Source organism: Mycobacterium sp. D16Q16 (assembly GCF_002013745.1).
Classification (GTDB): domain Bacteria; phylum Actinomycetota; class Actinomycetes; order Mycobacteriales; family Mycobacteriaceae; genus Mycobacterium.
Map to the genome: position 1 here is coordinate 486,170 of NZ_MAEY01000004.1, position 24,476 is coordinate 510,645.

The 24,476-nt window shown below is 60.6% G+C and carries 20 protein-coding genes; 5 read left to right on the top strand and 15 right to left on the bottom strand.

Annotation, left to right across the window (positions count from 1 at the left end; genetic code table 11):
- Positions 1 to 25 precede the first annotated feature (25 nt).
- The 3 genes from B4394_RS06905 to mtf2 form a co-directional block, all read right to left on the bottom strand.
- Complete coding sequence (locus B4394_RS06905) at positions 26 to 256, bottom strand: MbtH family protein (RefSeq protein WP_005062145.1); 231 nt, start codon at positions 254 to 256, stop codon at positions 26 to 28.
- Between the two features lie 937 nt (positions 257 to 1,193).
- Entirely contained in the window at positions 1,194 to 1,439 is a 246-nt protein-coding gene (locus tag B4394_RS06915; RefSeq protein ID WP_078314559.1) for a hypothetical protein, read from the bottom strand.
- 74 nt (positions 1,440 to 1,513) lie between these two features.
- Entirely contained in the window at positions 1,514 to 2,293 is a 780-nt protein-coding gene (gene mtf2 / locus B4394_RS06920) for a fatty-acid O-methyltransferase Mtf2 (protein WP_078308519.1), read from the bottom strand.
- 180 nt (positions 2,294 to 2,473) lie between these two features.
- Between mtf2 and B4394_RS06925 the strand changes: the two genes are divergently transcribed.
- Positions 2,474 to 3,727, top strand: a complete 1,254-nt coding sequence (locus B4394_RS06925; protein WP_078314560.1) for a glycosyltransferase — start codon at positions 2,474 to 2,476, stop codon at positions 3,725 to 3,727.
- Between the two features lie 10 nt (positions 3,728 to 3,737).
- Here B4394_RS06925 and B4394_RS06930 read toward each other — a convergent pair whose 3' ends face one another.
- From B4394_RS06930 to B4394_RS06965, 8 genes are all read right to left on the bottom strand, one after another.
- A complete protein-coding gene (locus B4394_RS06930) occupies positions 3,738 to 4,526 on the bottom strand; it encodes a TylF/MycF/NovP-related O-methyltransferase (RefSeq protein ID WP_078308001.1) in 789 nt (262 codons plus the stop codon).
- 114 nt (positions 4,527 to 4,640) lie between these two features.
- Positions 4,641 to 5,765, bottom strand: a complete 1,125-nt coding sequence (locus B4394_RS06935) for an acyltransferase family protein (RefSeq protein WP_139359978.1) — start codon at positions 5,763 to 5,765, stop codon at positions 4,641 to 4,643.
- On the bottom strand, positions 5,762 to 7,030 hold the full coding sequence (locus B4394_RS06940) for a glycosyltransferase (protein WP_078314562.1): 1,269 nt from the start codon (positions 7,028 to 7,030) through the stop codon (positions 5,762 to 5,764). The genes B4394_RS06935 and B4394_RS06940 overlap by 4 nt, the downstream gene beginning before the upstream one ends.
- 49 nt (positions 7,031 to 7,079) lie before the next feature.
- Positions 7,080 to 7,880 carry a TylF/MycF/NovP-related O-methyltransferase gene (locus B4394_RS06945; RefSeq protein ID WP_078314563.1) on the bottom strand — a complete coding sequence of 267 codons (801 nt, stop codon included), beginning with the start codon at positions 7,878 to 7,880 and terminating at the stop codon, positions 7,080 to 7,082.
- A 219-nt stretch (positions 7,881 to 8,099) separates the two neighbouring features.
- Positions 8,100 to 8,834 carry a class I SAM-dependent methyltransferase gene (locus tag B4394_RS06950; RefSeq protein WP_078308518.1) on the bottom strand — a complete coding sequence of 245 codons (735 nt, stop codon included), beginning with the start codon at positions 8,832 to 8,834 and terminating at the stop codon, positions 8,100 to 8,102.
- Between the two features lie 189 nt (positions 8,835 to 9,023).
- Positions 9,024 to 10,142 carry an acyltransferase family protein gene (locus B4394_RS06955; RefSeq protein WP_078314564.1) on the bottom strand — a complete coding sequence of 373 codons (1,119 nt, stop codon included), beginning with the start codon at positions 10,140 to 10,142 and terminating at the stop codon, positions 9,024 to 9,026.
- A 164-nt stretch (positions 10,143 to 10,306) separates the two neighbouring features.
- Positions 10,307 to 11,380, bottom strand: a complete 1,074-nt coding sequence (locus B4394_RS06960; RefSeq protein WP_078314630.1) for an NAD-dependent epimerase/dehydratase family protein — start codon at positions 11,378 to 11,380, stop codon at positions 10,307 to 10,309.
- A gap of 140 nt (positions 11,381 to 11,520) precedes the next feature.
- Positions 11,521 to 12,780 (bottom strand): glycosyltransferase, encoded by a 1,260-nt coding sequence (locus B4394_RS06965; protein WP_078307993.1) that lies wholly within the window; start codon positions 12,778 to 12,780, stop codon positions 11,521 to 11,523.
- A 466-nt stretch (positions 12,781 to 13,246) separates the two neighbouring features.
- Here B4394_RS06965 and rfbA point away from each other — a divergent pair, with 466 nt between their 5' ends.
- Both rfbA and B4394_RS06975 read left to right on the top strand, forming a co-directional pair.
- Positions 13,247 to 14,113, top strand: coding sequence for a glucose-1-phosphate thymidylyltransferase RfbA (gene rfbA / locus B4394_RS06970; protein WP_078290300.1), 867 nt, complete (start codon positions 13,247 to 13,249; stop codon positions 14,111 to 14,113).
- A gap of 136 nt (positions 14,114 to 14,249) precedes the next feature.
- On the top strand, positions 14,250 to 14,588 hold the full coding sequence (locus B4394_RS06975; RefSeq protein WP_078314565.1) for a hemophore-related protein: 339 nt from the start codon (positions 14,250 to 14,252) through the stop codon (positions 14,586 to 14,588).
- Between the two features lie 99 nt (positions 14,589 to 14,687).
- Here B4394_RS06975 and B4394_RS06980 read toward each other — a convergent pair whose 3' ends face one another.
- The 3 genes from B4394_RS06980 to B4394_RS06990 are packed head-to-tail and all read right to left on the bottom strand — an operon-like array spanning position 14,688 to position 20,937.
- Positions 14,688 to 17,633 carry an MMPL/RND family transporter gene (locus tag B4394_RS06980; protein WP_176138289.1) on the bottom strand — a complete coding sequence of 982 codons (2,946 nt, stop codon included), beginning with the start codon at positions 17,631 to 17,633 and terminating at the stop codon, positions 14,688 to 14,690.
- Positions 17,634 to 17,644: 11 nt separating this feature from the next.
- Complete coding sequence (locus B4394_RS06985; RefSeq protein ID WP_502688515.1) at positions 17,645 to 20,482, bottom strand: MMPL/RND family transporter; 2,838 nt, start codon at positions 20,480 to 20,482, stop codon at positions 17,645 to 17,647.
- Positions 20,483 to 20,520: 38 nt separating this feature from the next.
- The gene (locus tag B4394_RS06990; protein ID WP_139359981.1) at positions 20,521 to 20,937 is read right to left on the bottom strand and encodes an MmpS family transport accessory protein; all 417 of its coding nucleotides are present in this window, start codon (positions 20,935 to 20,937) and stop codon (positions 20,521 to 20,523) included.
- Between the two features lie 536 nt (positions 20,938 to 21,473).
- On the opposite strand from B4394_RS06990, the gene ramB reads away from it, so the two are divergent.
- A complete protein-coding gene (gene ramB / locus B4394_RS06995; protein WP_078314566.1) occupies positions 21,474 to 22,904 on the top strand; it encodes an acetate metabolism transcriptional regulator RamB in 1,431 nt (476 codons plus the stop codon).
- The gene (locus B4394_RS07000) at positions 22,901 to 23,467 is read left to right on the top strand and encodes a carboxymuconolactone decarboxylase family protein (protein ID WP_078314567.1); all 567 of its coding nucleotides are present in this window, start codon (positions 22,901 to 22,903) and stop codon (positions 23,465 to 23,467) included. Before ramB ends, B4394_RS07000 begins: the two co-directional genes overlap by 4 nt.
- Before the next feature lie 18 nt (positions 23,468 to 23,485).
- Here B4394_RS07000 and B4394_RS07005 read toward each other — a convergent pair whose 3' ends face one another.
- Positions 23,486 to 24,475: an aldo/keto reductase gene (locus B4394_RS07005; protein WP_078307978.1), complete on the bottom strand. Its 990-nt coding sequence runs from the start codon at positions 24,473 to 24,475 to the stop codon at positions 23,486 to 23,488.
- Between the last annotated feature and the right edge of the window lies 1 nt (position 24,476).

Consider the following 24,476-nt stretch of genomic DNA (forward strand, 5'->3'; position numbering starts at 1 on the left):
ATTCGCCTACCCCCTCTCCGAAGGTTCAGCGCCCAAGACCCCCACCCTGCGCCAATCTCTCACGCAGGCTCTTCGGCCGGATATCAGTCCAGTTTTGTTCGATGTACTCCAGGCAGGCGGCACGATCCGCTTCGCCGAATACAACCCGCCAGCCATCAGGCACGTCGGCGAAAGCCGGCCATAGGCTGTGCTGCTCCTCGTCGTTGACCAAGACGAAAAAGCTTCCCTTGTCATCATCGAATGGATTGATGCTCACGCTTTCTCCAGGTTGCTTCGGTGGACATCGCAAACATACGGCTGAATTTATAGCGGCGTAGCGGGTTTCACAAAGTTCTAATCTTCGCAACTTTGACACATCACGGTTCGCTGCCGCAACTAATTAGCCACAATATCGGTATGAATGTATTTATCCAGGTCAAATACGGTTTCAGAACTATCTATCTGTTGCGAAGATCGCGCACATGAGTATACCAAGTCTGAGCATGCCACGTAAGTCGAGTGTACCGCCATGCGCGAGAGCAATCAGGTTTCCGCACCTAGCTACGCCCTGTAGCAAAGTATGCGGCCAACACTGGCTACACCTGTTACCTAATATCGAAACCAGCAGCAGGCCTTAGTCAAGCAGCTTGAAGAAGTAGCCGAGAATTCAACATCTAGAGGTTTATCGAGTTCAGGTAACAAATCGGTCCATTCCGTTACATTGCGCGCGGCACCGCCCGTGTTACACCCAAGTGCGCTCAGAATGAACTCATGGCGACCTGAATTAAGATTCAGCCCGAAATCGATGGCATCGCAGTCCCGCTAGCAACACAGGACGGGGGAACAGCGAAGGCCCGGAAGTAAATGTGGTGACAAACCACTACGAATTAAGTTCTCATCTATAAGAAATACCGTAGATATCCACGATCGTTTGGCCACCTCAGCGGATCCCGTCCACGCCGCAACGAATTCCGCGGAAAACATTGTTATGCACGCGCCGCCGATAATGTACCGACCCTCTCAGAGATCACCCGCACCACCCTCAATACATGGAGCACAGCATGCCCACAGCGTGCCTCGGCGCACATCGAGAGAAGTGTGCGGAGCACCCCGAAAGCCCTGCCTGGATGGAGGCGGGAAACCTCAAGAAGGCGATACTCAAAGGAACGCATCTGACGAATGATTCATACGTGTCGCAGCGTTACGAAACTAGATTAGTCATCCTGTGATTCGGGGCGAGCCTGAGTTCCCTCAATGGGAGATGTTCCGGCCGGCATCAGCATGACAAACACCGGGAGCCGCACCACGGCGCCATTGAGGATCGGCAGCCGAATCGCGACGGACACGACCTCAAGCTCCAGACGTCTGCCCCGTCGAGTCTCCATCTCCAGACGCCCGGGTAACTGCCTGGGCGTCGCGAGCCAATCCAGCCCGCGCTCTATCGACTCGACAACGTTCATGACTCGACTATACCCACACGATGGAACTCACAAACGATGAAATTCCTTGTCGGAAGAGGAATCTGCCGCACCGATTACGCCTTGGTGAAGCTGTACATCCGGTACTCCACCGCCCCTCCGCTGCGCAGGTCCTCGTAAGCTCGCTGGGCCGGCGCAAATCTACGGATCACACCGCGCAGGATCGTCGGCGTGGCGCGATCGATCACGTACCGCCAACGCTCCAAGTTCTTCGCCATCCCCCGCCGGACCTCCACATTGATCCCCCGCTCGGACACCATTCGCAACGGCGCGTTCGCGAGCGCCACCTTCCAGCCGGCGACATCCTGCGCGCTTCGGGCGTCCGCGTAGAGGAAATACCCTCCGGGGCGGAGCACACGTGCCACTTCCTCAAGAAATACCGAGAATTGGGGGTATAGGTGCGACGACTCGATGTTGATTACCGCATCAAAGGACTGATCCGTGAACGGCAGGTTTTGGGCGTCGCCGTGCGTGAACTCCAGACCCGGCAGATTGTGCCGCCTGCGACAGAACTCGATCCCGTCCGGGTTGAGGTCCAGCCCCGTATAGGAGGTCGGATGCAATGCGCGTACGAGGTACGAGGCCCCGCCGCCATGGCCACAACCGACCTCCAACACTCGTCTACCATCGAGCTCCGCCTGGGTAGCGGTGCTGTGATAGAGCTGAATGGAATACCGATCGGGCTCATCGGACGCCGACAACGGGATATCCATTGCCGGATCCTCTTCATAGCCGTAATTGAGGAACACGACGTTCTCTGTTTCGAGCTTACGGGTGGCATACCGGTAGATGAACTTCTGCACCCCCTGAGTGAACTGCGCGTTCAGCTTGAAGATGACCCAATCTCGCGACTTCCGAACCGGATGAGTGCGCACCATGGGCGAATTATGGCAGAGTTCTGAGTTTCAGACCGGCTTATCGAATTCCGAACTGCCTTGCGACAGTTGGAGAACCAGAGATAATGACTCAGTGTTCGGGTCCACCAACGCGACAACAACTGAAGGGCCAGGAACAGAATGAAGTTTGCGCTGGCGTGCTACGGAACTCGCGGCGACGTCGAACCGTCGGTCAGCATCGGATGCGAGTTGACCCGAAGAGGACACGACGTTTGTCTGGCTGTCCCTCCGGACCTTGTCGCCTTCGCGGAGTCCGCTGGGCTGACCGTGGTTCCTTATGGCCCGGAACTACAGGATTTCCTGCAGGACGAGTTCCTGCGAAACTTCTGGGCTCAGTTGGTACGCAATCCTGTCGGTACGCTGCGTGAGCTGTGGGCACCGATCGCCCGGTATTGGAGTGACACCAGCGCCACGCTCGCCTCCGTGGCGGAAGGGGCTGATCTGCTGTCGACGGGTCTCAATTTCGAACAATCGGCCGCCAACGTCGCCGAGTACTTCGACATCCCGCTGATGATGCTGCACCACTTCCCGATGCGACCCAATGGTCAACTGCTTCCCATGCTGCCGGCACCGCTCGTACGATCGGGCGGAATGCTGTCTGAATGGCTGCTCTGGCGCGCGACGAAAAGCGCGGAGGACGCGCAGCGGCGCGAACTGGGCCTGCCCAAGGCAACAGGTCCCGCACCGCGTCGAATCGCGCGCGGAGGAGCCGTCGAAATCCAGGCCTACGACGCGGTTTCGGTCCCCGGACTGGCCCATGAATGGGCGAAATGGAATGGCAAGCGGCCCTTCGTTGGGGCACTCACGATGGGCCTCTCCACCGAGGCCGACGACGACGTCGCGTCCTGGATCGCCGCGGGAACGCCGCCGATCTGCTTTGCCACCGGCAGCATTCCACTCGAGTCGCCGGCCGACACGATCGAGATGATCGGTTCTGCCTGTACGGAACTGAACGAGCGGGCGCTGGTCTGCGCCGGAGGCACAGATTTCGGTGATATCTCTCATCCCGACCATGTCAAGGTCGTCGGCGCCGTCAACTACTCGGCGGTCTTCGCGGCCAGCCGGGCAGTTGTTCACCACGGCGGCTCAGGCACCACGGCCGCGAGCCTGCGGGCCGGTATCCCTACCCTGATCCTGTGGAGCACGGCCGATCAGCCGTACTGGGGCAACCAGCTCGGCAGATTGAAAGTCGGTGCTGCCCGCCGCTTCTCGGCGACCAATAGGAAAACACTGGTCACCGACCTGCGCCGGATCCTGGCCCCGGAGTATGCAGTGGCGGCCCGCGAGCTTGCTACGGCGATGACCAGCCCTGAAGAGAGCGTCTCCAAGGCCGCCGACCTCTTCGAAGACGCCGTCCGGCGGAAAACCCAGTGAGGAATGGCCGCTACTGCGGTGGCTTGATGATCAGTCCCTGCCCGGTGGGCAGGGCGACGACACTTACACCCAATTCACTCGCCACCTCATCCATGGCGATGCGCTGCTCATCGCGGCCACGGTTCGCGTAGTCGTCCAAGAGCACAAACGCGCCCGGCGACAATCGCGGCCAAAAATACCGCAACGTCTCCACTTCTGGTGGAGCACAGTTCATATCGATATGCAGGAATGCGACAGCATCGGTGTCGACTTCGGCCAGCGTCTCGGGAACGGACCCGACGATGACGCGCTGATTCTTCCACTGCGCGAAGTTCGCCTTGACGCTGTCCACCGAGCTCACGTACATGCCATTTTTTACAAGTTTGTCGCTCTTTTCGAGCGCGCCGGCGCTGCGCTCACCCGCGCTGACGAAGCGCGGATCGAGGCCGGCGAAGGTGTCGAGCAGATAGAACGTCTTACCCAGCTGATCCCAATCGAGGTACTCCATGATGGCGCTGCTCAAGAATCCGTAGCTGACTCCGCACTCGACGAAATCGCCCTTCACCTTGTTGGCGCTGGCCGCAGCCCAGAGCCCGACATGCACCCGCCAGTGCCACTGGTACCAGTCCGTTCCGCCCAGGGCGCGAACACCGCGTTGATACGCGCGCTGAAAGTCCGGATCATCAAGGAACGCATGACTGTTGAAACAGATCAGCGCATCGTTCGAATAGACCTTAGGTAGAAGCGTGCGCGCAAGCCAATACTCCTTGCGAACCGCCCACAGCTGGATACGGGTACGGAGCGATAGCTCATCTGCCACAGCGAAAACGATAGCATCCGCCGTCAGCGTGGCGGGGAGAAAGGCTCGTCGCGAACCAATTCAATCTGATCGAATCGCTATGGCTCGCAAGCTGATCGATGGCAGTTCTGACCATCACACCGCATCGCGATCAACAGGTATCGGTGGTGAATCCTCTACCGCGGTGGACTTCTTCCGGGTCAGCCGAGACTTCAGGGAGATAGCGTGTTTTTCCACCACGAACCAGCTGAAGGCGGCTAGCGGCACGGTGGCTGCGGTCGCAATAGCGAAGAACAGCAAGAGATTCAGGCTACCCAGCCCCATGACCACCAAGAGCTGCTGTATGGGATAGGCGTAGATATACGTGCCGTACGACAGGTCGTTTCGTAGATTCAATCGTGGATTGTGAATGAGCGAACCCGACACGATGACCGCATAGGCCAAGGGCAGCGCCGCGATATCCCGATAGTTTTCAAGCAGTCCTGATGCCAGCACGATGCCGACGCTGAGCGCGACCAGCGACCACCGCGCAGGGATGACGTCCTTGTACTGATTCAGCAGTGCCCCGGCCGCGAACATCACGGCGAATCGGGCCACCATCTGCGCGATGGACGTCGCGGCGAAGACCGGATACGACAGATATGCCGTCGCACAGAGGAAAAAAACGAACGCCGCCGGAACAACCCACCGCCGCTTGAGCAACCCCGCCACACCCAGCACCGCCACCGCGATGTAACAGATCATCTCGAAGACAAGCGTCCAGATCGATCCGTTCCACACCCCCGGCCACGGGACACCTCGCGGCGTGCCGTCGACACCGGCGTAGTAGACGTTCAGCAGACCATTGTTGAGGACGTACTCGATCGGCTTGTGTGAGGAGAACAAATCCGAGACCGAGCCACCCTGGATGAGAACGCTGATGGGGGCGATCACGAACGCGATGATCAGGAGACAGACCCATAGGCCCGGGAAAATGCGGAGGCCGCGGGCAATGGCGAAGTCTCGAAGCTTCGGCTTGCGCAGCCAGCTCGCGGTGATGAGGAACCCCGATACCGCGAAAAAGCCGTCGACGCCGACCTGCTCGATGAGTTGCTCAAAAGGCCGGTAGCTGATCGTTCGACCGGTGAGCGGCCAGGAATGCCAGAAGATGACACTTACCGCCAGGATCAACCGCCACGCGTTCAACGCATTGTTTCGCGGGTCGAACACCTGGCCGAGCGTAGAACCCCTGGCCGGCCGGGCGCCGTCGCTCCCGCTCACGCGGAACACCGCGCGCGTGCGAACTGCTCCATGGCATCGGCCGCGGCCACGGCACTTTCACCGGGCTTGGTCATTCCGTCCGCGAGCTCACGAGCCCGGTCGACGTAGTCCGGAGCAAGAATCCTCCGCAGGTCCGCAACCAAAGTCCCGCGAGTAGTGGTCGAAAAGCGCCGGGTGGTACCCACTTTCAGCTTCTTGACCTGGCCACCCCAAAGCGTTTGATTGGCATCCATTGACAAGATCAACGTAGGAACCCCAGCACGCAGACTTGCCGCGGTGGTGCCCGAGCCTCCGTGATGCACGACCGCCCGGCAGGCCGGAAAGACCGTCGCGTAGTTAACCGCTCCCACAACCTTGACGTGGTCGGGAAGTTCCGCATCGCTAAAATCGGTCCATCCGGCGCCCACCAAGGCCCGCTCACCCAGCTCCGCACACGCCGAGCCGATCATTTCGAGTGCGGCAGTAGGAGATTCGACTGGCATGCTGCCGAAGCCGAAAAAGATCGGCGGCGTTCCCGACGCGATCCACGACGCGACATCCTCATCAGCCTCGGCGGTCAAGGCCATCGTCAGCGAGCCGACAAACGGCCGCAAAACGTTCCATTCCTTCCACTCCGCCGCCAGCCCGGGAAAGCAGACCTCGTCATAACCCTGGATCTCCAGCGATCCGCGCTCCGCGATCCGCTGTGGCGACGGTCCGGACGCCTTCGGCAGGCGGAGTTCACGCCGCTGCGCGTCCTCCACCTTCTTGTTCAGGCGCCACGCCAGCCAATCGAAGGCCGTCATGGCCGTGCGCCCCAATCGGGACGGCAGGATGGTGACGAGCTGACCATTGGGCCGCATCGGGATGTGATGCAGCGTGACCAACGGAATATCATGGTATTCAGCAACATTCGCGGCCGGCTCCTGATAGCTCTGCCCTGCGAACAACACATCGGCACCCTCGGCCGCGGACATCAGCGTGGTGTTCATCTGCGCCCAGCACTCATCGCTGAGCTCCCACATCTGACGCCACATCCTCCGGATCTCCCGCACCTTCCAGAAGGTGTGGAAGAAGAACGTCCAGAAATTGCGATACACGTCCAGCCAGGTCTTGGTGTCCAACCCGTAGGAAACCGTCTCCAGCCCTGCCGACTCCGTAAAGCTCATCAGGTCGGGCGGCACGGCCATGACCACGTCGTGTCCCCTGCGCTGCAACTCACGGGCCACGACGACGGAGGGCTCAATATCACCCCGGGTTCCGTAGCTCGCCAGCACAAACTTCATCGCCTCTAACGCCTTTCGGGTATCGCGGTTCAGTGGAGTCGGGCCGCCCTCATTCCTTGCGCCAAAACACGCCAGTCCCGTCAATTTCCACGATCTCCGCGGTTATCCCGTGCTTCGTGCGGTAATCCGTGACGGCCTGTTTGCACGAGTCAAGTGCGTGGTAATCGTCGATGATGCAAAAACCTCCGGGAGACAAACGCGCATAAAGCCCGTCGAGCGCCTGGATTGTGGATTCATAGAGGTCGCCATCAAGCCGCAACACGGCGATTCGTTCTATCGGGGCATCATGCAGCGTGTCTTTGAACCAGCCGGGAACAAAACGGACCTGGTTGTCCAACAAACCATAGCGCTGGAAATTAGCCCTGACATTCTTTTCGGTCACCGCCAGGATGGGTGCCGCGAGGTGCAGCCTGTCTCCCTTGTCCGCCTTGTAATGCGCGGTATCCGGAGGAGGCACCCCCTCGAACGAATCGCAGAGCCAGACACTGCGCGTCGTATCCCCATACGCGGCGAGAACTCCTCGCATGAGGATGGATGCACCACCGCGCCATACTCCGCATTCGACCAGGTCGCCGGGCACGTGATCAGCAAGCGCCGTCTCAACGCACTGCTGCAGACTGGTGAGTCGCTGCATCCCGATCATCGTCAACGCATCCGCCGGCCAATCCAGACCCAAGTCACGTTTGTGCGCGTCGAACGGACGCTTGCGCACGAGCACGTAGTCGCCAAATTTGAAAAAGGGGCGGTGCAGCCAGTTCCAACCCACTGGCACAAGTTCGTCAACTCCGTATCTGGTGAGGTCCTTCCGAAGAAGGTCCAGATAAGCGGATCGAGTGTCGTAATCGGTCACGGTCAAGAACTGCCCCTATCTCGAAATGCTGGTGTCCCGTCCCAGCGCTAACAATAGCCGTCTGAACGACACCGTCGACACGTTTCGGACCGGGCCACTCCCCTTGTAGGCGCTGCATTTTCAGTGGAATCTGTCAAGAATTCTTATGCACGAATGTCACCAAATATCTGGCACTCGCTCCCGGCGCAGATCCCCTGGCCCTTCATTTAGTATTCGGCGTCATCGGAACACGGCACGGGGCAGCCGCTTGGGCTCTGCTGCCCGATGAATCACCACCACGGAGTCGAAAACCTCGATCCGGTCGATGATGGTGGCCGCGAACGGCACCTGGACTTCCTGAAGCCGCTTGGGATGGTCCTCCATGATCTGGTAGACCGACCTCATCTCCATATAATGAGCGTGCATCGCATCCATCAGCCATTTGGTGAAGTCGATGAAAGATTCACGCTGATCGCGATAAATCGTCCAGTAGTTGGCGCAGACGTCCTCGACGATGTAGACCCCGCCGGGCCGCAGACGCGGAAACAGATACCTGAACGACCCGATCATCTGTCGAGGAGTATGACCGCCGTCATCGAGAACGGTGTCGAACGGTCCGAACTCCTCGACCACGGTCCCGAGAAAGTGTGAATCGGTCTGATCACCGATCCGCACATGGATATCGCGCCCGGGGTCGTCGTGTTGCGCAGCCTCGGGGTTGATGTCGAGGCCCACGATCGTGGCTTGCGGCAGGTGCGCGCGCCACATGTGCAGAGATCCGCCCCGATCCACCCCGATCTCGAGCATTCGCTCGGTCCGCGTCAGAGCGTTCTGATAGATGGGCAGGTAATGACGCAGCTTGTGCACATTGTCGGTGTTCTCGAATATCCCCCCGATAGGGGTATCGGCGGGCGCTGAATGATCGGCCCGCATCGAGACCGTCCTGGCCAGGTCCGGGCCCAGCGCGTCGAGCATCCGGCGACGGCCCGCGTACGGATAACGTCGCGCAATGAACGGCGGTTTGGTCTGCAGTGCCAGACGGAAGAGCCGCATAATCACGAGATCCTTTGCTGTCCTTTGATGTTCGAAGAACATCGCCCATTCTCAGAATCCCGAAATGCCATGCAACTCAGCCTACCGACTCTTCATGGCGACACCGGTGCGCTAACTGTCCTCGCGCGGGGACAGAGCCCGTTCTCGCAGTCCCGGACTATCTGACTCCGCCGGGGTCGCCGTCGGGTCGATTTTCTTGCGTCTGAGGCGCGATTTGAGCGCCAGTGCGCGCTTCTCAACCAGGAACCAACTGAATGCGGCGGGCACCAGCGTCGCACCCGCCGAGACAACAAAGAAAACGAAGGGGTTCAGGCTGGCTAAACCCGCGACAGCCAAAAACTGCTGTGTCGGCGACGCGTAGATGTAGACGCCGTACGACAGGTCCGTCTGTATGTTCATGCGCTTGTTCTTGATCAGCACCCCCGAAACAACGACGGCATACGCGAGCGGAAGAGCGCCGATCACGCGGTAGTCGGGCAGCATGCCCGAGGCCAGCACAATCCCGGCGCTCGCCACCACAAGCGACCATCGGGCTGGTATCACGTCTCGCCACTGATACAGCAGCGCACCAGCAGAGAACATGATGGCGCTGCGCACGGCGAGCTGCGGGATGGTCCATAACCCGGGGAAGGTCAGCGGCGGCAGGAGAATTGCCGCAATCGTTGCCAGTACCAGTATCACCGGCGCTGTCCACCGGCGACTCGCAAGGCCGAGTAGCCCGAGCCCCGCGACGGCGATGTAGCACATCACCTCAAATACGAGTGACCACAGGGAGGCGTTCCAGATTCCGGGGTATGGGATATCGCGCGGCGTCCCACCCACATCGAACTGAAGCTGCACCAGTGCGCTGTTTTTCAGCATGTATTCGATCGGTGCGCTGGAGAACAGCAGCCTGGCGGCCGAGCCACCCTGGATCGCAACACTGAGCGGAGCGATGACAAAGGCCGTCACCGCCAGCACGACGTAGTACCCCGGCAAAATGCGAAGGGCTCGAGCGAGGAAGTAGTCGCGCGTGCTGGGATTACGGAGCCAACTCGCCGTGATCAGAAACCCGGAAAGGGCAAAGAATCCGTCAACTCCCACCGAGAACAGCAGTTGAAGTACTGCCTTCGATTCCACGACATGCCCGGTGAGTGGGAACGAGTGGAAAAGAATGACCTCGGTCGCCAAAGCGAGCCGACAGGCGTTCAGCGCGTTGTTTCGCGAATCGAATACAGAACCGAGCTTCATGCGCCTCCACCACTCTTCGCCGGAAGCGCCATCGTATCGTCATATCAGTTCGAGATCAGGCTTTCCGGTGTTTCCACATGTAGTTGGAAAACATTGTCACAACTGATGATTCACAATCATGCCGGGCCTTCTCGCCGCCAAATCTCCGTCGCGGCGCGATGTGCTCAAAAACGATTCGGGCAGCCCTTGTCGATCCATTCGAGAAGTGCATGCAGGCCGTCCTCAAGCGCCCACTTCGGACTCCACGCGAGCTGTTCGATTGCCGGCTCGATATCGCAACTCGCGGCGCGCACATCGCCGTCCCGGAACTTCCCGACAACAGTGGGCTCGGGCGCGGCACAGATGTCGGCGACCTTACGCGCCAACTCGTCAATGGTTGTCGCGGTGCCAGAACCGATATCAAGGGTGCGTCGCTCGACTGCGGGCGCGTGCACCGCGGCGAAGAGTGCGTCGACAACGTCGTCGATGAAAACAAAGTCGCGGACTATCCGCCCGTCCTCGTAAACCTCCAGCGACTGCTTCTCGCGTGCCAGACGCGCGAAGAGGGTGACGATTCCGGTGTAAGAGTTGGTGAGTGACTGGCCGGGCCCGTACACGTTCTGTAGTCGCAAGACGCTGAGGTTGGTGTCGCGCGCGGCCGCCCAGGACGCCAACAGATGTTCCTGGGCCAGTTTGGTGCCTGCGTAGATGTTCGTTGGGCGGGGCTCTGTCCGGCCGGCGCAGCTGGGAAGCGGCTCCGACGCCTCCCCCGTAGGTCCTTTCGGATCCCACTGGCCGGCAAGTAGTTGTGCATGACTGCGCGGGCGCGGATAGAAGACATCCGCACCGGACTGCCACGCACCTTCGCCATACACCGCACGCGACGATGCAAGCACCAGCTGATCCGGCACAAGTGCCGCACGACTCAGGGCGTCAAGGAGTTGGGTTGTGCCCACCACATTGACCGAACCGTGGCGCGTCGCTTCCGAAAGCGACTGCGCTGTACCCGTCTCCGCAGCCAAATGAACAACCTGCGAGGGTTCGAACAACCGAAGTACGGCATCCCAGTCAGGGGCATGGGTGACGTCTCCGGTGAAGAGCCGCACCGACGGTGGGAGGTCGATCTCTCGGCCTCTCGCGTGTACCTGCGGGTGTAGGACGTCCATCACCGCGACGTCGTATCCCGCTTGAACCAGACGGTTGGACAGCGCGGATCCGATAAATCCCGCTCCACCAGAAATGAGTACAGATTTCGACAAAGCCGACGCCTCCCGTTCTTTACAGAGCAGCTCGCTGACCCGCACGCATCGGTAATGCGTTCCGGGTCAATGATATCGATGGTCCATGTGTCATCACACGGGGTTCTTCCGGCATGGGCCGCCGCACGGTAACGCCTGACCTAAGCACGGGCGGCCCTCTCCTCCAACAGGTCGGCCGCCTTGTTGACGCTCTCGTACGGCTTGGACATGTGGGGAGCGATCGCCCGAGCCCGGACCGCACATTCCGGGCTGAGGATCTCACGCAGGTCCGCGACCAGCGTCTCGCGAGTCGTCGTCGAAAAGCGCCGGGAGGTACCCACTTTCATGCGCTTGAGCTGATTTCCCCAAAATGGCTGATCACCAACAGTCCAGAGGATCAAGGTAGGCACTCCGGCGCGCAGGCTCGCCGCCGTCGTGCCCGAACCGCCGTGGTGAACGATCGCCCGGCTCACCGGAAAGACCGCCGCATAATTCACCACTCCGACCACCTTGACGTGCGGGGCGGTGTGAACGTCGCTGAAGTCAGTCGCGCCGGCACACACCAATGCGCGCTCCCCCAATTCCGCGCATGCTGAACTGATCATCTCCACTGTCTCTGCCGGAGATTCAACCGGGATGCTCCCCGAGGCGAAACAGATAGGCGGTGGCCCCGCGGCGATCCATGACATGACCTCGTCATCGGCCGCCGTCGTCAACTCCATGGTGAGCGCACCCACAAACGGCCTTCGTCCGCCATACTTCGCCCATTCCTCCGCCAGTCCGCGAAAGCAAATACTGTCGTAAGCCTGGATTTCCAGCGACCCGCGCTGGCCGATCCGCCGCGGCGAAGGGCTCCCCGCCTTGGGCAAGCCGAGCTCACGCCGTTGCGCATCCTCTGCCTTCTTGGTCACGCGCCAGGTCAGCCAGTCATAGGCGGTCATCGCTGTGCGTGTCAACGGCGGAGGCAGGAGCGGAAAGAGCTGACCGTTGGGGCGCCACGGCATGGTGTGCAGGGCAACCAACGGGATCCCATAGAACTCGGCAACATTGGCGGCCGGTTCCTCATAACCCACGCTGGTTGACAGAAGATCCGATCCATCTGCCACCGACACAAGAGCCTTACTCATTTCCGACCACTGTTCGGTGACCAGTTTCAGGGCCTGCTGACACAACGCGACCAGATCCTGGACCCTCCAAAAATGACGAGTCCACGACATCCACAAGTCGCGGTATTCATCGAGCTGCGGCCCCACCTGAACGCCGTAGGACACCGCCGAGAGTCCGACCGACTCTGCGAAGCCGATCAAGTCAGGCGGAACCGCCATGCGCACTTCGTGTCCCCTGCGCTGCAGTTCCCGTCCGACAGCAACGGCAGGTTCGATATCGCCGCGCGTGCCATAGCTTGCCATGGCAAATTTCATGACGGTATCGACCTCCCCGATATGTTTACGTACTCGCAGAATGGCCGTCAGTGCTGCCGGTCATTATTACCGATCTTGTGCGTCACGGATAGCCTCAAGATGATGGGCACACATGTGTCTCCAAATTCCAAAACGCCAATGCAGCTACAGCCGAAAGAATTCCGTTCCATGGATTGCCACACGTAAAATCGCTATCCCGGATGAAGCGGCAATGCAATACAAGCCTGCCCGTATTGCGCAGGTCTCACGATATCCGTATGCGGCTGCGGCCCTGCCGGATCGATCGTGACAGACTTTGTCGTGACTCAGAGGTCGCCGAACGCCACTCGCACACCCCCTCCCCGCGATTGATTCCGTCGGCATTCCGTCTTCATACGCGATAGGGTGGCGTGTGGGTTGCGCCGCGACAGCGTAGAAAATGTCGCCGCCGCAACCGAACTCGGATTGTCGTCGAGTAGGAGCACACATGCGCGGCATCATTCTCGCGGGCGGGTCGGGCACTCGCCTGCATCCGATAACGACGGGTGTCAGCAAGCAGTTGCTGCCGGTGTATGACAAACCGCTGATCTATTACCCGTTATCCACCCTGATCATGGCCGGAGTCCGCGACATTCTGGTGATCACCACGCCTTTTGATGCCCCGGCATTCGAGCGACTTCTCGGGGACGGCTCGACATTCGGCATTAGCTTGACCTATGCGGTCCAGCCCAAACCGGAGGGGCTGGCGCAGGCGTTCGTCATCGGTGCCGAGCACATCGGCACCGACACTGCGATGCTGGCACTGGGTGACAACGTCTTCTACGGGCCCGGCCTGGGCACCAGTCTGCGCAGGTTCGAGAACATCAGCGGTGGAGCGATTTTCGCGTACTGGGTGGCTAACCCGTCGGCGTACGGTGTCGTGGAGTTCGATGCCGCCGGCGTCCCGTTGTCCCTGGAAGAAAAGCCCGCGAATCCGAAATCCCACTATGCGGTGCCCGGCCTGTACTTCTACGACAACGATGTCATCGAGATCGCGCGCTCGCTGCAGAAGTCTGCTCGGGGCGAGTACGAGATCACCGAGGTCAATCAGACCTATCTGGATCAGGGACGTCTTTCCGTCGAGGTGCTGCCGCGTGGAACCGCGTGGCTGGACACGGGCACGTTCGACTCACTGCTGGACGCGAGCGATTACGTACGCACCATCGAGCGTCGCCAGGGCCTGAAGATTGGCGTGCCGGAAGAAATTGCGTGGCGTGCGGGTTTCATCAATGACGACCAGCTCGCTGCACGTGCCCAACAGCTACTCAAATCTGGATACGGAAGTTACCTACTTGAGCTCTTGCAGCGGAAATAGACCGATGTTCTGGTCGGCGGTAACAGAATGGATTGTCGGACGTATAAATAGTCATGGGTCTGAGTGCACCCTGGGCCTTGGGTTTCGTTGAATACGTAAAGTTGATGTGGTCGGTACGAGGGAGGCAATTGAGAACATGAACAAACTGTCACTGACGAAGATTGTGGCGGCCGTTGGCGGTGCCACGCTGGCGTTGAGCGCGGGCGCCGGACTCGCATCCGCGGACCCTGTTACGGACGAGATGGTGAACAGCACCTGTACGTACGATCAGGCCAACGCGGCGCTGCACGCGGAGAACCCGATGGCCGCGGAGTATTTCGACCAATCACCCCCGAATCAGCAGTTCATGCAGGAATTCCTCAGTTCACCAAAGGCCAAGCGCGTGACCATGATCAACCAGGTCAGGGGCAATCAGGGCATCGAGTTCGTCATACCCGTCTTCCAGCAGATGGTGCGCAGCTGCCACAAGTACTGAGTCTTTTACGCACAAAGGCCGGGCCGAGGTGAACCCTCGCCCGGCCTTTTGCGTTGGCAACACCGCATCCAACACCAAAGCGATTGAGCCAAAGCGTGATTAGTTGTTGAACTTCGGCAGCTCGGTGGTCGGATCGCCATCGTCCTGTCGAGCCGGGACGGACGGTGCCGGGCGGGCGCCAACGGGCTCCAGCAGAGCACTCGGCGGTCGCGGCCGTACTCGCTGCGGCCACCAGAACCACCGGCCCAGGAGCGCCGCGATCGACGGAGTCATGAACGAGCGCACGATCAGCGTGTCGAACAACAGGCCCAGCCCGATGGTGGTGCCGATCTGACCGATGATCTGCAGATCGCTGACGACCATCGAAGCCATGGTGGCCGCGAACACCAATCCGGCTGATGTGACGACCTTTCCGGTACCGCCCATCGCGCGGATGATGCCCGTGTTCAGCCCCGCACCCAGCTCCTCTTTCATCCGGGAGACGAGCAGCAGGTTGTAGTCGGACCCCACCGCCAACAGGATGATCACGGACATCGCCAACACCATCCAGTGCAGATTGATGCCAAGGATGTACTGCCACAGCAGCACCGACATGCCAAAGGACGCGCCCAGCGAGAGCGCCACCGTGCCGACGATCACCAGAGCCGCGATGAAGCTCCGGGTGGTGACGAGCATGATGATGAACACCAGGCAGATCGCCGCGATGCCCGCGATCAGCAGGTCGTAGGTCGAGCCGTCCTTCCAGTCCTTCGCGGTTGACGCGGCACCGGCGAGGTAGATCTTGCCGCCCACCAGAGGCGTTCCCTTGAGCGCCTCCTCTGCCGCGTTACGGATCTGCTCAATCCGGGTAATGCCCTCCGGCGACATCGGATCACCATTATGAGAAATGATGAACCGCACCGTCTTTCCGTCCGGCGACAGGAACGAACTCATCGCGCGCTGGAAGTCGGGGTTTTTGAACACTTCTGGGGGCAGGAAGAACGAATCGTCATTCTTGGAGGCATCGAATGCCTGTCCCATGGCCATTACGTCATTGGTGGATTCGTCCATCGAAGCGAACTGCCCGGACATGGTGGCGTACATGGTGAGCACCGAAGTCCGCATGCTCTGCATGACCTCGATCATCTGAGGGAACTGGACAAGCAGCTGCGGCATGATCGCGTCCAGCTGATCCATGTCCCTGACGAGAACTAACAACCCGTCATCGAGCGCGTCGACTGCGTCCATCGCATCGAAGATCGATCTGATCGAGAAGCAGATGGGGATGTCGAAACAGTGCTTTTCCCAATAGAAATAGTTGCGGATCGGCCTAAGAAAGTCATCGAACAGCGCAATGCTGCCCCGTAAGTCGTCGGTGAGTTGCTGCACCTCATGGGTATGGGCCGTCATTCGGTGTGTGGTCTCGGACATCTGCTTCATCACGAGGTACGTGTGCTGCATCGTCGCGATCATCTTCGACATATCGTCGGCCTGCTTTTGCATGTCGGCGATGCGCTTCTTCTGGAATCGAGTCGCCTGTACCTGGCCGGCGCTTTGCAAACTGAGCAAGAACGGCACCGATGTGTTGGCGATCGGGGTTCCCTCGGGGCGGGTAATCCCCTGCACCCGCGAGACCCCACGCACCTTGAAAATGGCCTTGGCGACCTTGTTCAACACCAGGAAGTCGGCGGGGTTTCGAAGATCCCGGTCGGTTTCGATCAACAACACATCGGGCGTCAGACGCGACTCGGAGAAATGTCGTTGTGCGGCAGCGAATCCCTGATTGGCGGGGATATCGCCGGAGATGTACAGCCGATCGTTGTAGCTCGTCTTGTACCCCGGCAACGTGGACAGCCCCACCAATGCCACCGCCAACGAGGCGACCAGGATGGGTGCGGGCCAGCGGACGACTGCCGTACCCAGCCCGCGCCACCGCTGAACCCGCAGCTTACGTTTGGGTTCAAGCAACCCGAATCGGCTGGCCACCGCAATCCCCGCGGGAACCAGCGTGACCGCGACCGCGACGGCCGCCAGCATGCCGATGGCACACGGAATGCCCATAGTTTGGAAGTAGGGCAGCCGCGTGAAATGCAGACACAGAATGGCTCCGGCGATAGTCAGCCCGGAGGCCAGGACAACGGGGGCCACGCTGCGATATGTGGTGTAGTAGGCCGTTTCCCGGTCCTCACCGGCCTGGCGCGCCTCTTGATACCGGCCGAAGAAGAAGATCCCGTAATCGGTGCCGGCGGCGATGCTCAAGAAGACCAGCATGTTGACGGCGAACGTCGACAATACGAAAACGTCGTGGTACCCGAGGAATGCCACAATGCCACGGGCAGCGGCCAATTCGACGCCGACCATGATCAGCAGCAGGATCACCGTGACAACGGAGCGATAGAGGATCAACAGCAACGTGAAGATGATGACCACGGTGACCGCGGTGATCTTCAGAATCGACTTGTTGCCCGCATGCTGCATATCCGAGGCGAGCGGCGCCGCACCGGCCACATAGACCTTGACGTCGGTGGGAGCGGCGGGCAACGTCCGATTGACGATCTCGCGGATCGCGGCAACCGACTCGTCCCCCACCGCGGTGCCTTGATTACCAACGAGATTCAACTGCACGTATGCGGCCTTTTCGTCGGGACTCTGCACACTCGAGGACGTCAGCCGATCGCCCCACAGATCCTGCACGTGCTCAACGTGTTTGGGATCGTTACGCAGCTCGCGGATCAGTCCGGCGTAGTACGTATGCGCATCCTCGCCGAGCGGCTCCTTCCCCTCAAGCACGATCATCGCGGAGCTGTCCGAGTTCGATTCGTTGAAGTCCTTGCCCATGCGCATGATGGCCTTGACGGCCGGCGCATCCTGCGGCATCAGCGATACCGAACGCGCTTCCGCGACGTTTTCCAACGCGGGGATCGCCTTGGTCCAGTCCCAATTGACCGACGCCAGCGTCGTATACAGAATCAGCGCCAGCCAGCCCAGGATGATCAGAGGCGACAGGTTTCGTATTGTTCGCGCGATAAACGGCCGCGAGTGCGCTGAGTTTGTCTCAGCACTCATCCCCGGTCTCATCAGTTCCTCTGCAGCACGGATCGGACGAGGCGCGGTCCCTTCCACCCGTGCACCGCACCGACCGGCCGGGGAGACACCTGCAGCGGCCACCAGAACCACCGGCCCAGGAGCGCGGCGATGGCCGGCGTCATGAACGCTCGCACAATCAGGGTGTCGAACAGCAAGCCCAAACCGATCGTGGTCCCGACCTGCCCAAGCGTAAGCAGATCACTGACGATCATGGAGCCCATCGTGGCCGCGAACACCAATCCGGCGGCGGTCACCACCTTGCCGGTACCGCCCATCGCTCGGATGATGCCCGTATTGAGGCCGGCGCCCAACTCCTCTTTCATACGCGAGACAAGCAGCAGGTTGTAGTCGGACCCCACGGCGAGCAGCACGATGACCGACATGGCCAACACCACCCAGTTGATCTGTATGCCGCAAATGTGTTGCCAGACAAGGACGGACAGACCGAATGACGCACCCAGTGACAACGCCACGGTTCCGACGATCACCAGGGCGGCGACCAGGCTCCGCGTCATCAACAACATGATGATGAAAATGAGGCACAGCGCCGCAACGCCCGCGATCAACAGATCGTATTTTGATCCGTCGACGAGCTCACTGACACCTGCCGCCGTGCCGGCCAGCGAGAGCTTGGCGTGCTCCAGCGGGGTTCCCTTGAGCGCTTCCTCCGCGGCGGTCTTGATCGGCTCCACCCGCGAAATACCTTCGGGCGTCGCGGGATCTCCGCGCTGAGATATGAGCATGCGCGTGGACTTGCCGTCGGGCGACATGAAGATCTTCATGATCCTCTTGAAGTCCTTGTTGTTCAGAACATCCGGCGGCAGGTAGAAGGAGTCATCGTTCTTCGACGCGTCGAAGGCCTTACCCATGGCCGTCGAGTTCTCGGTGGATTCATCCATCTGGGCGAAGATGCCGGACATCGTGCTGTGCATCGTCAGCATCGATTCGCGGGTGCTCTTCATGGTGTCGATCATGATGGGGAACTGCTCGAGCAGCTGCGGCATCAGCCTGTCCAGCTCGTCAAGATCGCCCACCAGAGTCTGCATCTTGTCGGTCACCTGGTCGACGCCATCGAGCGCATCGAAGATCGACCTGATCGACCAGCAGATGGGAATGTCGAAGCAGTGCTTCTCCCAGTAGAAGTAGTTACGGATCGGCCGCCAGAAGTCTTCGAAATTTTCGATGTGGTCCCGCAGTGTGGACATATCTTTCTGAAGATCGTGCGTGGTACTGACCATCCGGTGAGTGGTCGCCACCATCTGTTTCATCAGATCGAACATGCGCTGCATCAGCGCGATCGTCGTTCCCATGTCATCGGCCTGCTTGAGCATGTCGTCCATACGCGCGCGCTGGAACGGCAGACTCAATCGCTGGCTCGCGTTCGACATGCTGAGCATGAAGGGCACCGACGAGTGCTCGATCTGCGTTCCCTCGGGACGCGTGATGGACTGCACGTTGGCGATGCCGGGTACCGCGAACACCGCCTTGGCCAGCCTGTTCAACACCAGGAGATCGGCCGAGTTGCGCATATCGTGATTGGCCTCGACCAACAGGATGTCGGGCGTAGACATCTTCGATTCCGGGAAATGCCGTGAAGCGGCGACGAGTCCCTGGACCGCGGGGATGTCCTGCGGAATGTACTTCGCGTCGGTGTAGCTCGGGTTGTATCCCGGCAGCGTCAAGAGCCCGATGAGCGAGATGGCCACCGTCCCGGCGAGAATCGGTCCGGGCCAGCGCACGATTGCGGTGCCCAGCCGCCGCCAGCGGCGCGTCGTCACCTGCCGCTTGGGATCGAACAGCCCGAAGCGACTACCTGCGGCGATGCATGCCGGTACGAGGGTGAGCGCCACCGCCACCGCCACCAGGATGCCGACCGCGCCCGGGATACCCAGCGGCTTGAAGTAAGGCAAGCGGGTGAAGTGCAGGCAGGCGATCGCACCCGCGATGGTCAGGCCGGATGCCAGGACGACCTTGGCCACACCCTTGTAGGCGGTGTAGTAGGCCCTCTCGCGATCCTCGCCTGCCTGACGCGCCTCCTGGTACCGCCCGGTGAAGAAGATTCCATAGTCCGTACCTGCGGCAATACCCACAGACACCAGCAGGTTGACGACGAAGGTGGTCAGACCCACGATCCCATGCATGCCGAGGAATGCGACAAGTCCTCGCGCGACCTGCAGCTCGATGCCGACGGTGAACAGCAAGATGATGACCGTGATGAAGGACCGGTAGAGCAGGAGCAGCATCAGGAAAATCACGCCGACACTCACCAGGGTGATGAGGACGACCGTCCGGTTTCCGCTCTCCGACATATCGGAGACGACAGCCGCGGGACCCGTGACATAGGTCTTGACCCCTGGCGGCAGCCCCGGGGTGTTCTTGACGATCTTCTGGACGGCTTCCACGGATTCGTTCGCATCGGCCTGACCGAAGCGTCCGGTGAGATTCAATTGCACATACGCGGCTTTTCCGTCAGCACTCTGGGCGGCACCCGCGGTTAGCGGGTCACCCCAAAAGTCCTGGATGTGCTGCACATGTTTCGGGTCGTCCTTCAATTGACGGACGACGGCGTCGTAATACTTGTGCGCGTCGTCACCGAGGGGGTTCTCGCCCTCGAGCACGATCACCGCGACACTCTCGGAATTAGATTCCTGGAAGACCTTCCCCATCTGCGTCATCGCTTTGACGGAGGGCGCATCCGGCGGGCTGAGGGAGACTGAATGTTCTCTTTCGACGATCTCCAGCGGCGGCACCTTGACGGTCAGCACGACAGTGATCGCAAGCCAGCCCAAGATAATGAATACCGCACCCTTACGGATAATGGTCGCCATTACCGGCCGGTGTGATTGGCCTTTGCCGCCGCCCTCGCTCATGCGGCCTTCAGCAGGCATGAGGTAAAGGCATTGGTCTGAGTACTCACCTTCTCGGACTTAACCTCATCGTCCACGATGATGCGGCAGCCGATACTGCCACCATCTCCCTGCGCCATGATGCTTCCCACGGCGGTCGTCTTGCCGATCTCGAATTTCACCGACCACGGCAGCGGGATTTTTTGAATGTACAGCGGATCGCCATTGACATCGAAATAGCTGATATCGGCGACATTCCCCGGTGAGCCAAAAACCTCATACGACATCTTCTTGGGATCAAACGATTTGGAGTCACTGACATTCGTGTCGGCATACGACGGACGGTTCTCGGAACCGAATACACCGTGGAGCCGCGACACCGTAAATCCGCCGACGCCAATTACCGCGAGCACCAGCAGCGGAATCCACAGACGCATCAAAAGCCGAAGAATCGTAACCCTCCTCGTCTATCGCCGCATCCGGCACCATGCTCGGACATGCACATCCCAAATTGCAAAACGCGGAACACCTCAGCGGTGCTCCCCGGCCGTTAAAGATTAGACCATGCATGAGAGTCGCGTATGTGCCCGTTGCACACCCGATATGGAATGAGTAGCACGCTATGTGGGATACATGCGTGTACAGATTTACTGCACGGCATCTTGGGCAACTCTAGTGACGTATTTACCATTCCGCACGAATGAGTGAACAGATAGCTAATCAGCAGCTGGAGCCCCTGTTTGTGACCTCGGCATCCAACCGCCAGGCACAGTGGCGCCGGTCATAGCGAGAAGCAGCTCAGCCAATCATGTTCGCCGGTGACCTTCACCCCGGTATGCCCAGAAAGCAAACCAGCTTGATTGCTCGGTGACCTCAGGCCCCCACTTCCCTCGCGGCGGACCAGATCCTGAACGGATCCGAACCTTGCCAAGACTGCCAAGTTGGAGTTGGCAAGGCGCGTAGGCTGGTCAACGTGTCCAAAACGTATGTTGGAGGGCGCCTTCGTCAACTCCGGAGCGAACGCGGGTTCAGCCAAGCCGCGCTGGCCCAGATGCTGGAGATCTCCCCGAGCTATCTCAATCAGATCGAGCACGACGTCCGCCCGCTCACCGTGGCGGTGCTGCTGCGTATCACCGAGGTGTTCGGTGTCGACGCGACGTTCTTCTCCTCCCAGGACGACAGCCGCCTCATCGCTGAGCTGCGCGAAGTGGTGCAGGACAAGGATCTTGACATCGACGTCGATCCCGCGGAGATCGCCGATGTGGTCGCCGGGCATCCCGCGCTGGCCCGCGCCATGGTCAACCTGCATCGGCGCTACCGGATCACCACCACGCAGTTGGCGGCCGCCACCGAGGACCGCTACACCGACGGCAGCGGCAGCGGTTCGATCACCATGCCGCACGAAGAAGTACGCGACTACTTCTATCAGCGGCACAACTATCTCCATGAGCTCGACACCGCGGCCGAAGACCTGACGGTTCGGATGCGCATGCACCGGGCGGACCTGGCCAGAGAGATCGCCGACCGTCTCACCGAGGTGCACGGCGTCCAGATCGCCCGGCGCATCGATCTCGGCGACAGCGTGCTGCACAAGTACGACCCGGGATCCAAGACGCTGGAGATCAGCAATCACCTCTCCGGTGGGCAACAGGTCTTCAAGCTGGCCACGGAGCTGGCCTACCTGGAGTACGGCGATCTCATCGACACCATGGTCGACGACGGCAAGTTCACCTCGGAGGAATCACGGAAGCTGGCGCGCCTGGGCCTGGCCAACTACTTCGCCGCCGCCACAGTCCTTCCCTACCGCCAGTTCCATGGGGTGGCCGAAGATTTCCAGTACGACATCGAACGGCTTTCCGCGTTCTACTCGGTGAGCTACGAGACCATCTGTCACCGGCTGTCCACTCTGCAGCGCCCCTCGATGCGTGGGGTGCCGTTCTCGTTCGTCCGGGTCGATCGTGCCGGAAACATGTCCAAACGGCAGTCAGCGACCGGCTTTCATTTCTCCTCCAGCGGTGGCACCTGTCCGCTGTGGAACGTCTACGAGACCTTCGGCAATCCGGGCAAGATCTTGGTCCAGGTGGCGCAGATGCCCGACGGGCGCAACTACCTGTGGGTGGCGCGCACCGTCGAACGGCGTGCGTCGCGATACGGCCAACCAGGTAAGACGTTCGCGATCGGGTTGGGTTGCGAGCTACGGCACGCACACCGGCTGGTCTATTCGGAGGGGCTGGATCTGTCCTCCGAAGGTGCGACGACGCCGATTGGTGTGGGCTGTCGCGTGTGCGAGCGCGACAACTGCCCCCAGCGCGCCTTTCCGGCACTCGGGCGGGCACTCGACCTTGACGAGCATCGCAGTACGGTGTCGCCATACCTTGTCCAGCAAGAAGGAGTCCGACAGTGAGTGATGAGCCGCTTGCGCGAAGAGCAGACCGTGCCGATGGCCGCATCCCATCAGGTGGTCTGCGTGAGCTCGGACCGGTCAACTGGGTGATTGCCAAGGGCATGGCACGCGCCATCAGCGTGCCGGAGATGCACCTGGCGACCACGCTCGGACAGACGGGCGTCCGGTTCTGGCCGTGGCTGGCGTACTCCGGTGCGATTCTGCGCGGCACCAAACTCTCTGCCCGCGATACCGAAGTAGTCATCCTGCGCGTGGCCCACGTACGTGAGTGCGAGTACGAACTGCAGCACCACACCCGCATCGCCAAGGGCGCCGGTATCGATCCCGCGTATCAAGAGCGGATCTTCACCGGGGCCAGCGCCGAGGGACTCTCCGACAAGGAACGCGCACTCATCACCGGTGTTGACGAGATCCTCACCACCAGAACACTTTCCGATGACGCGTGGGAGGGACTTGCCAAGTTCCTGGATCGCCGCCAGCTCATCGGCTTTTGCCTGCTCGTCACGCAATACGACGGCCTGGCCGCGACCATGTCCTCATTGCGCATTCCGCTGGATCACTGACGTACCCAGAGGCGTGGGCTACCGGTCCAGCAGCGCAGAGTGCTGCGCGGAGTAGCGCTCCCCGGACGCAGGTGCCAAACCATCCAGCCGGGCAAGCTGTTCCGCCGACAGCACCGCGTCCACCGCGCCCGCGTTCTCTTCAACACGCGCGGCCTTGGTGGTCCCGGGGATCGGCACAATGTCCTCACCACGCGCCAGCAGCCAGGCCAGTGCCACCTGCGCCGAAGTCAGGCCTGCCTCCACGGCGACCGTCCGCACCTGCTCGACCAGGGCCAAGTTGGCGTCGAGGTTGTCGGCGTTGAACCGCGGCAGGTTCTTGCGAAAGTCATCGTCCGAGAGCTGATTCGCCGACCGGATAGCACCCGTCAGGAAGCCTCGGCCCAGCGGCGAATAGGGCACCAGCCCGATACCCAACTCCCTCAGTGTCGGCAGCAGCTCCGACTCGACGTCGCGGGTCCACAGCGAGTACTCCGACTGCACCGCGGTGACCGGATGTACCGCATGTGCCCGGCGCACCGTGGCCGCAGAGGCCTCCGACAGTCCGATCCGGCGGACCTTGCCCTGGCCCACCAAATCTGCCAACACCCCGATCACCTCTTCAATGGGCACACTCGGGTCGACGCGATGCTGGTAGTACAGGTCGATGTAATCGGTATCAAGCCGTCGCAACGAACCCTCCACCGCGACAACGATATTCGCCGGTGAGCTGTCGGGGTTGAAGAGCGCGCCAGTGCTGTGCGAGACCAGCCCGAATTTGGTGGCCAGCACCACCTCATCCCTGCGGCCCGCGATGGCCTTGCCCACGAGCTCCTCGTTGGCATAGGGGCCGTATATCTCGGCGGTGTCGATGAGGTTGACCCCGAGGTCCAACGCCCGTCGCAGCGCCGCTATCGAAGCCTGCTCGTCGGGGCCCGCATCCGAACCAAGTGGCTGGTAACCGGAGGACATCGACATGGCACCCAAGCCGATTCGCGATACCGGCAGGCCGCCGATCTGTGTGTATTTCATG

Bases quoted from the DNA above. Each gene is read 5' to 3' on its own strand.
- B4394_RS06990 (WP_139359981.1), bottom strand. From the start codon at position 20,937: ATGCGTCTGTGGATTCCGCTGCTGGTGCTCGCGGTAATTGGCGTCGGC.
- B4394_RS07005 (WP_078307978.1), bottom strand. From the start codon at position 24,475: ATGAAATACACACAGATCGGCGGCCTGCCGGTATCGCGAATCGGCTTG.
- B4394_RS06940 (WP_078314562.1), bottom strand. From the start codon at position 7,030: ATGAAGTTTGTGCTGGCGAGCTACGGAACCCGGGGTGATATTGAGCCC.
- B4394_RS06950 (WP_078308518.1), bottom strand. From the start codon at position 8,834: ATGCTCGACGCGCTGGGCCCGGACCTGGCCAGGACGGTCTCGATGCGG.
- B4394_RS06980 (WP_176138289.1), bottom strand. From the start codon at position 17,633: ATGAGTGCTGAGACAAACTCAGCGCACTCGCGGCCGTTTATCGCGCGA.
- B4394_RS06915 (WP_078314559.1), bottom strand. From the start codon at position 1,439: ATGAACGTTGTCGAGTCGATAGAGCGCGGGCTGGATTGGCTCGCGACG.
- B4394_RS06925 (WP_078314560.1), top strand. From the start codon at position 2,474: ATGAAGTTTGCGCTGGCGTGCTACGGAACTCGCGGCGACGTCGAACCG.
- rfbA (WP_078290300.1), top strand. From the start codon at position 13,247: ATGCGCGGCATCATTCTCGCGGGCGGGTCGGGCACTCGCCTGCATCCG.
- B4394_RS06955 (WP_078314564.1), bottom strand. From the start codon at position 10,142: ATGAAGCTCGGTTCTGTATTCGATTCGCGAAACAACGCGCTGAACGCC.
- B4394_RS06965 (WP_078307993.1), bottom strand. From the start codon at position 12,780: ATGAAATTTGCCATGGCAAGCTATGGCACGCGCGGCGATATCGAACCT.
- B4394_RS06975 (WP_078314565.1), top strand. From the start codon at position 14,250: ATGAACAAACTGTCACTGACGAAGATTGTGGCGGCCGTTGGCGGTGCC.
- B4394_RS06985 (WP_502688515.1), bottom strand. From the start codon at position 20,482: ATGGCGACCATTATCCGTAAGGGTGCGGTATTCATTATCTTGGGCTGG.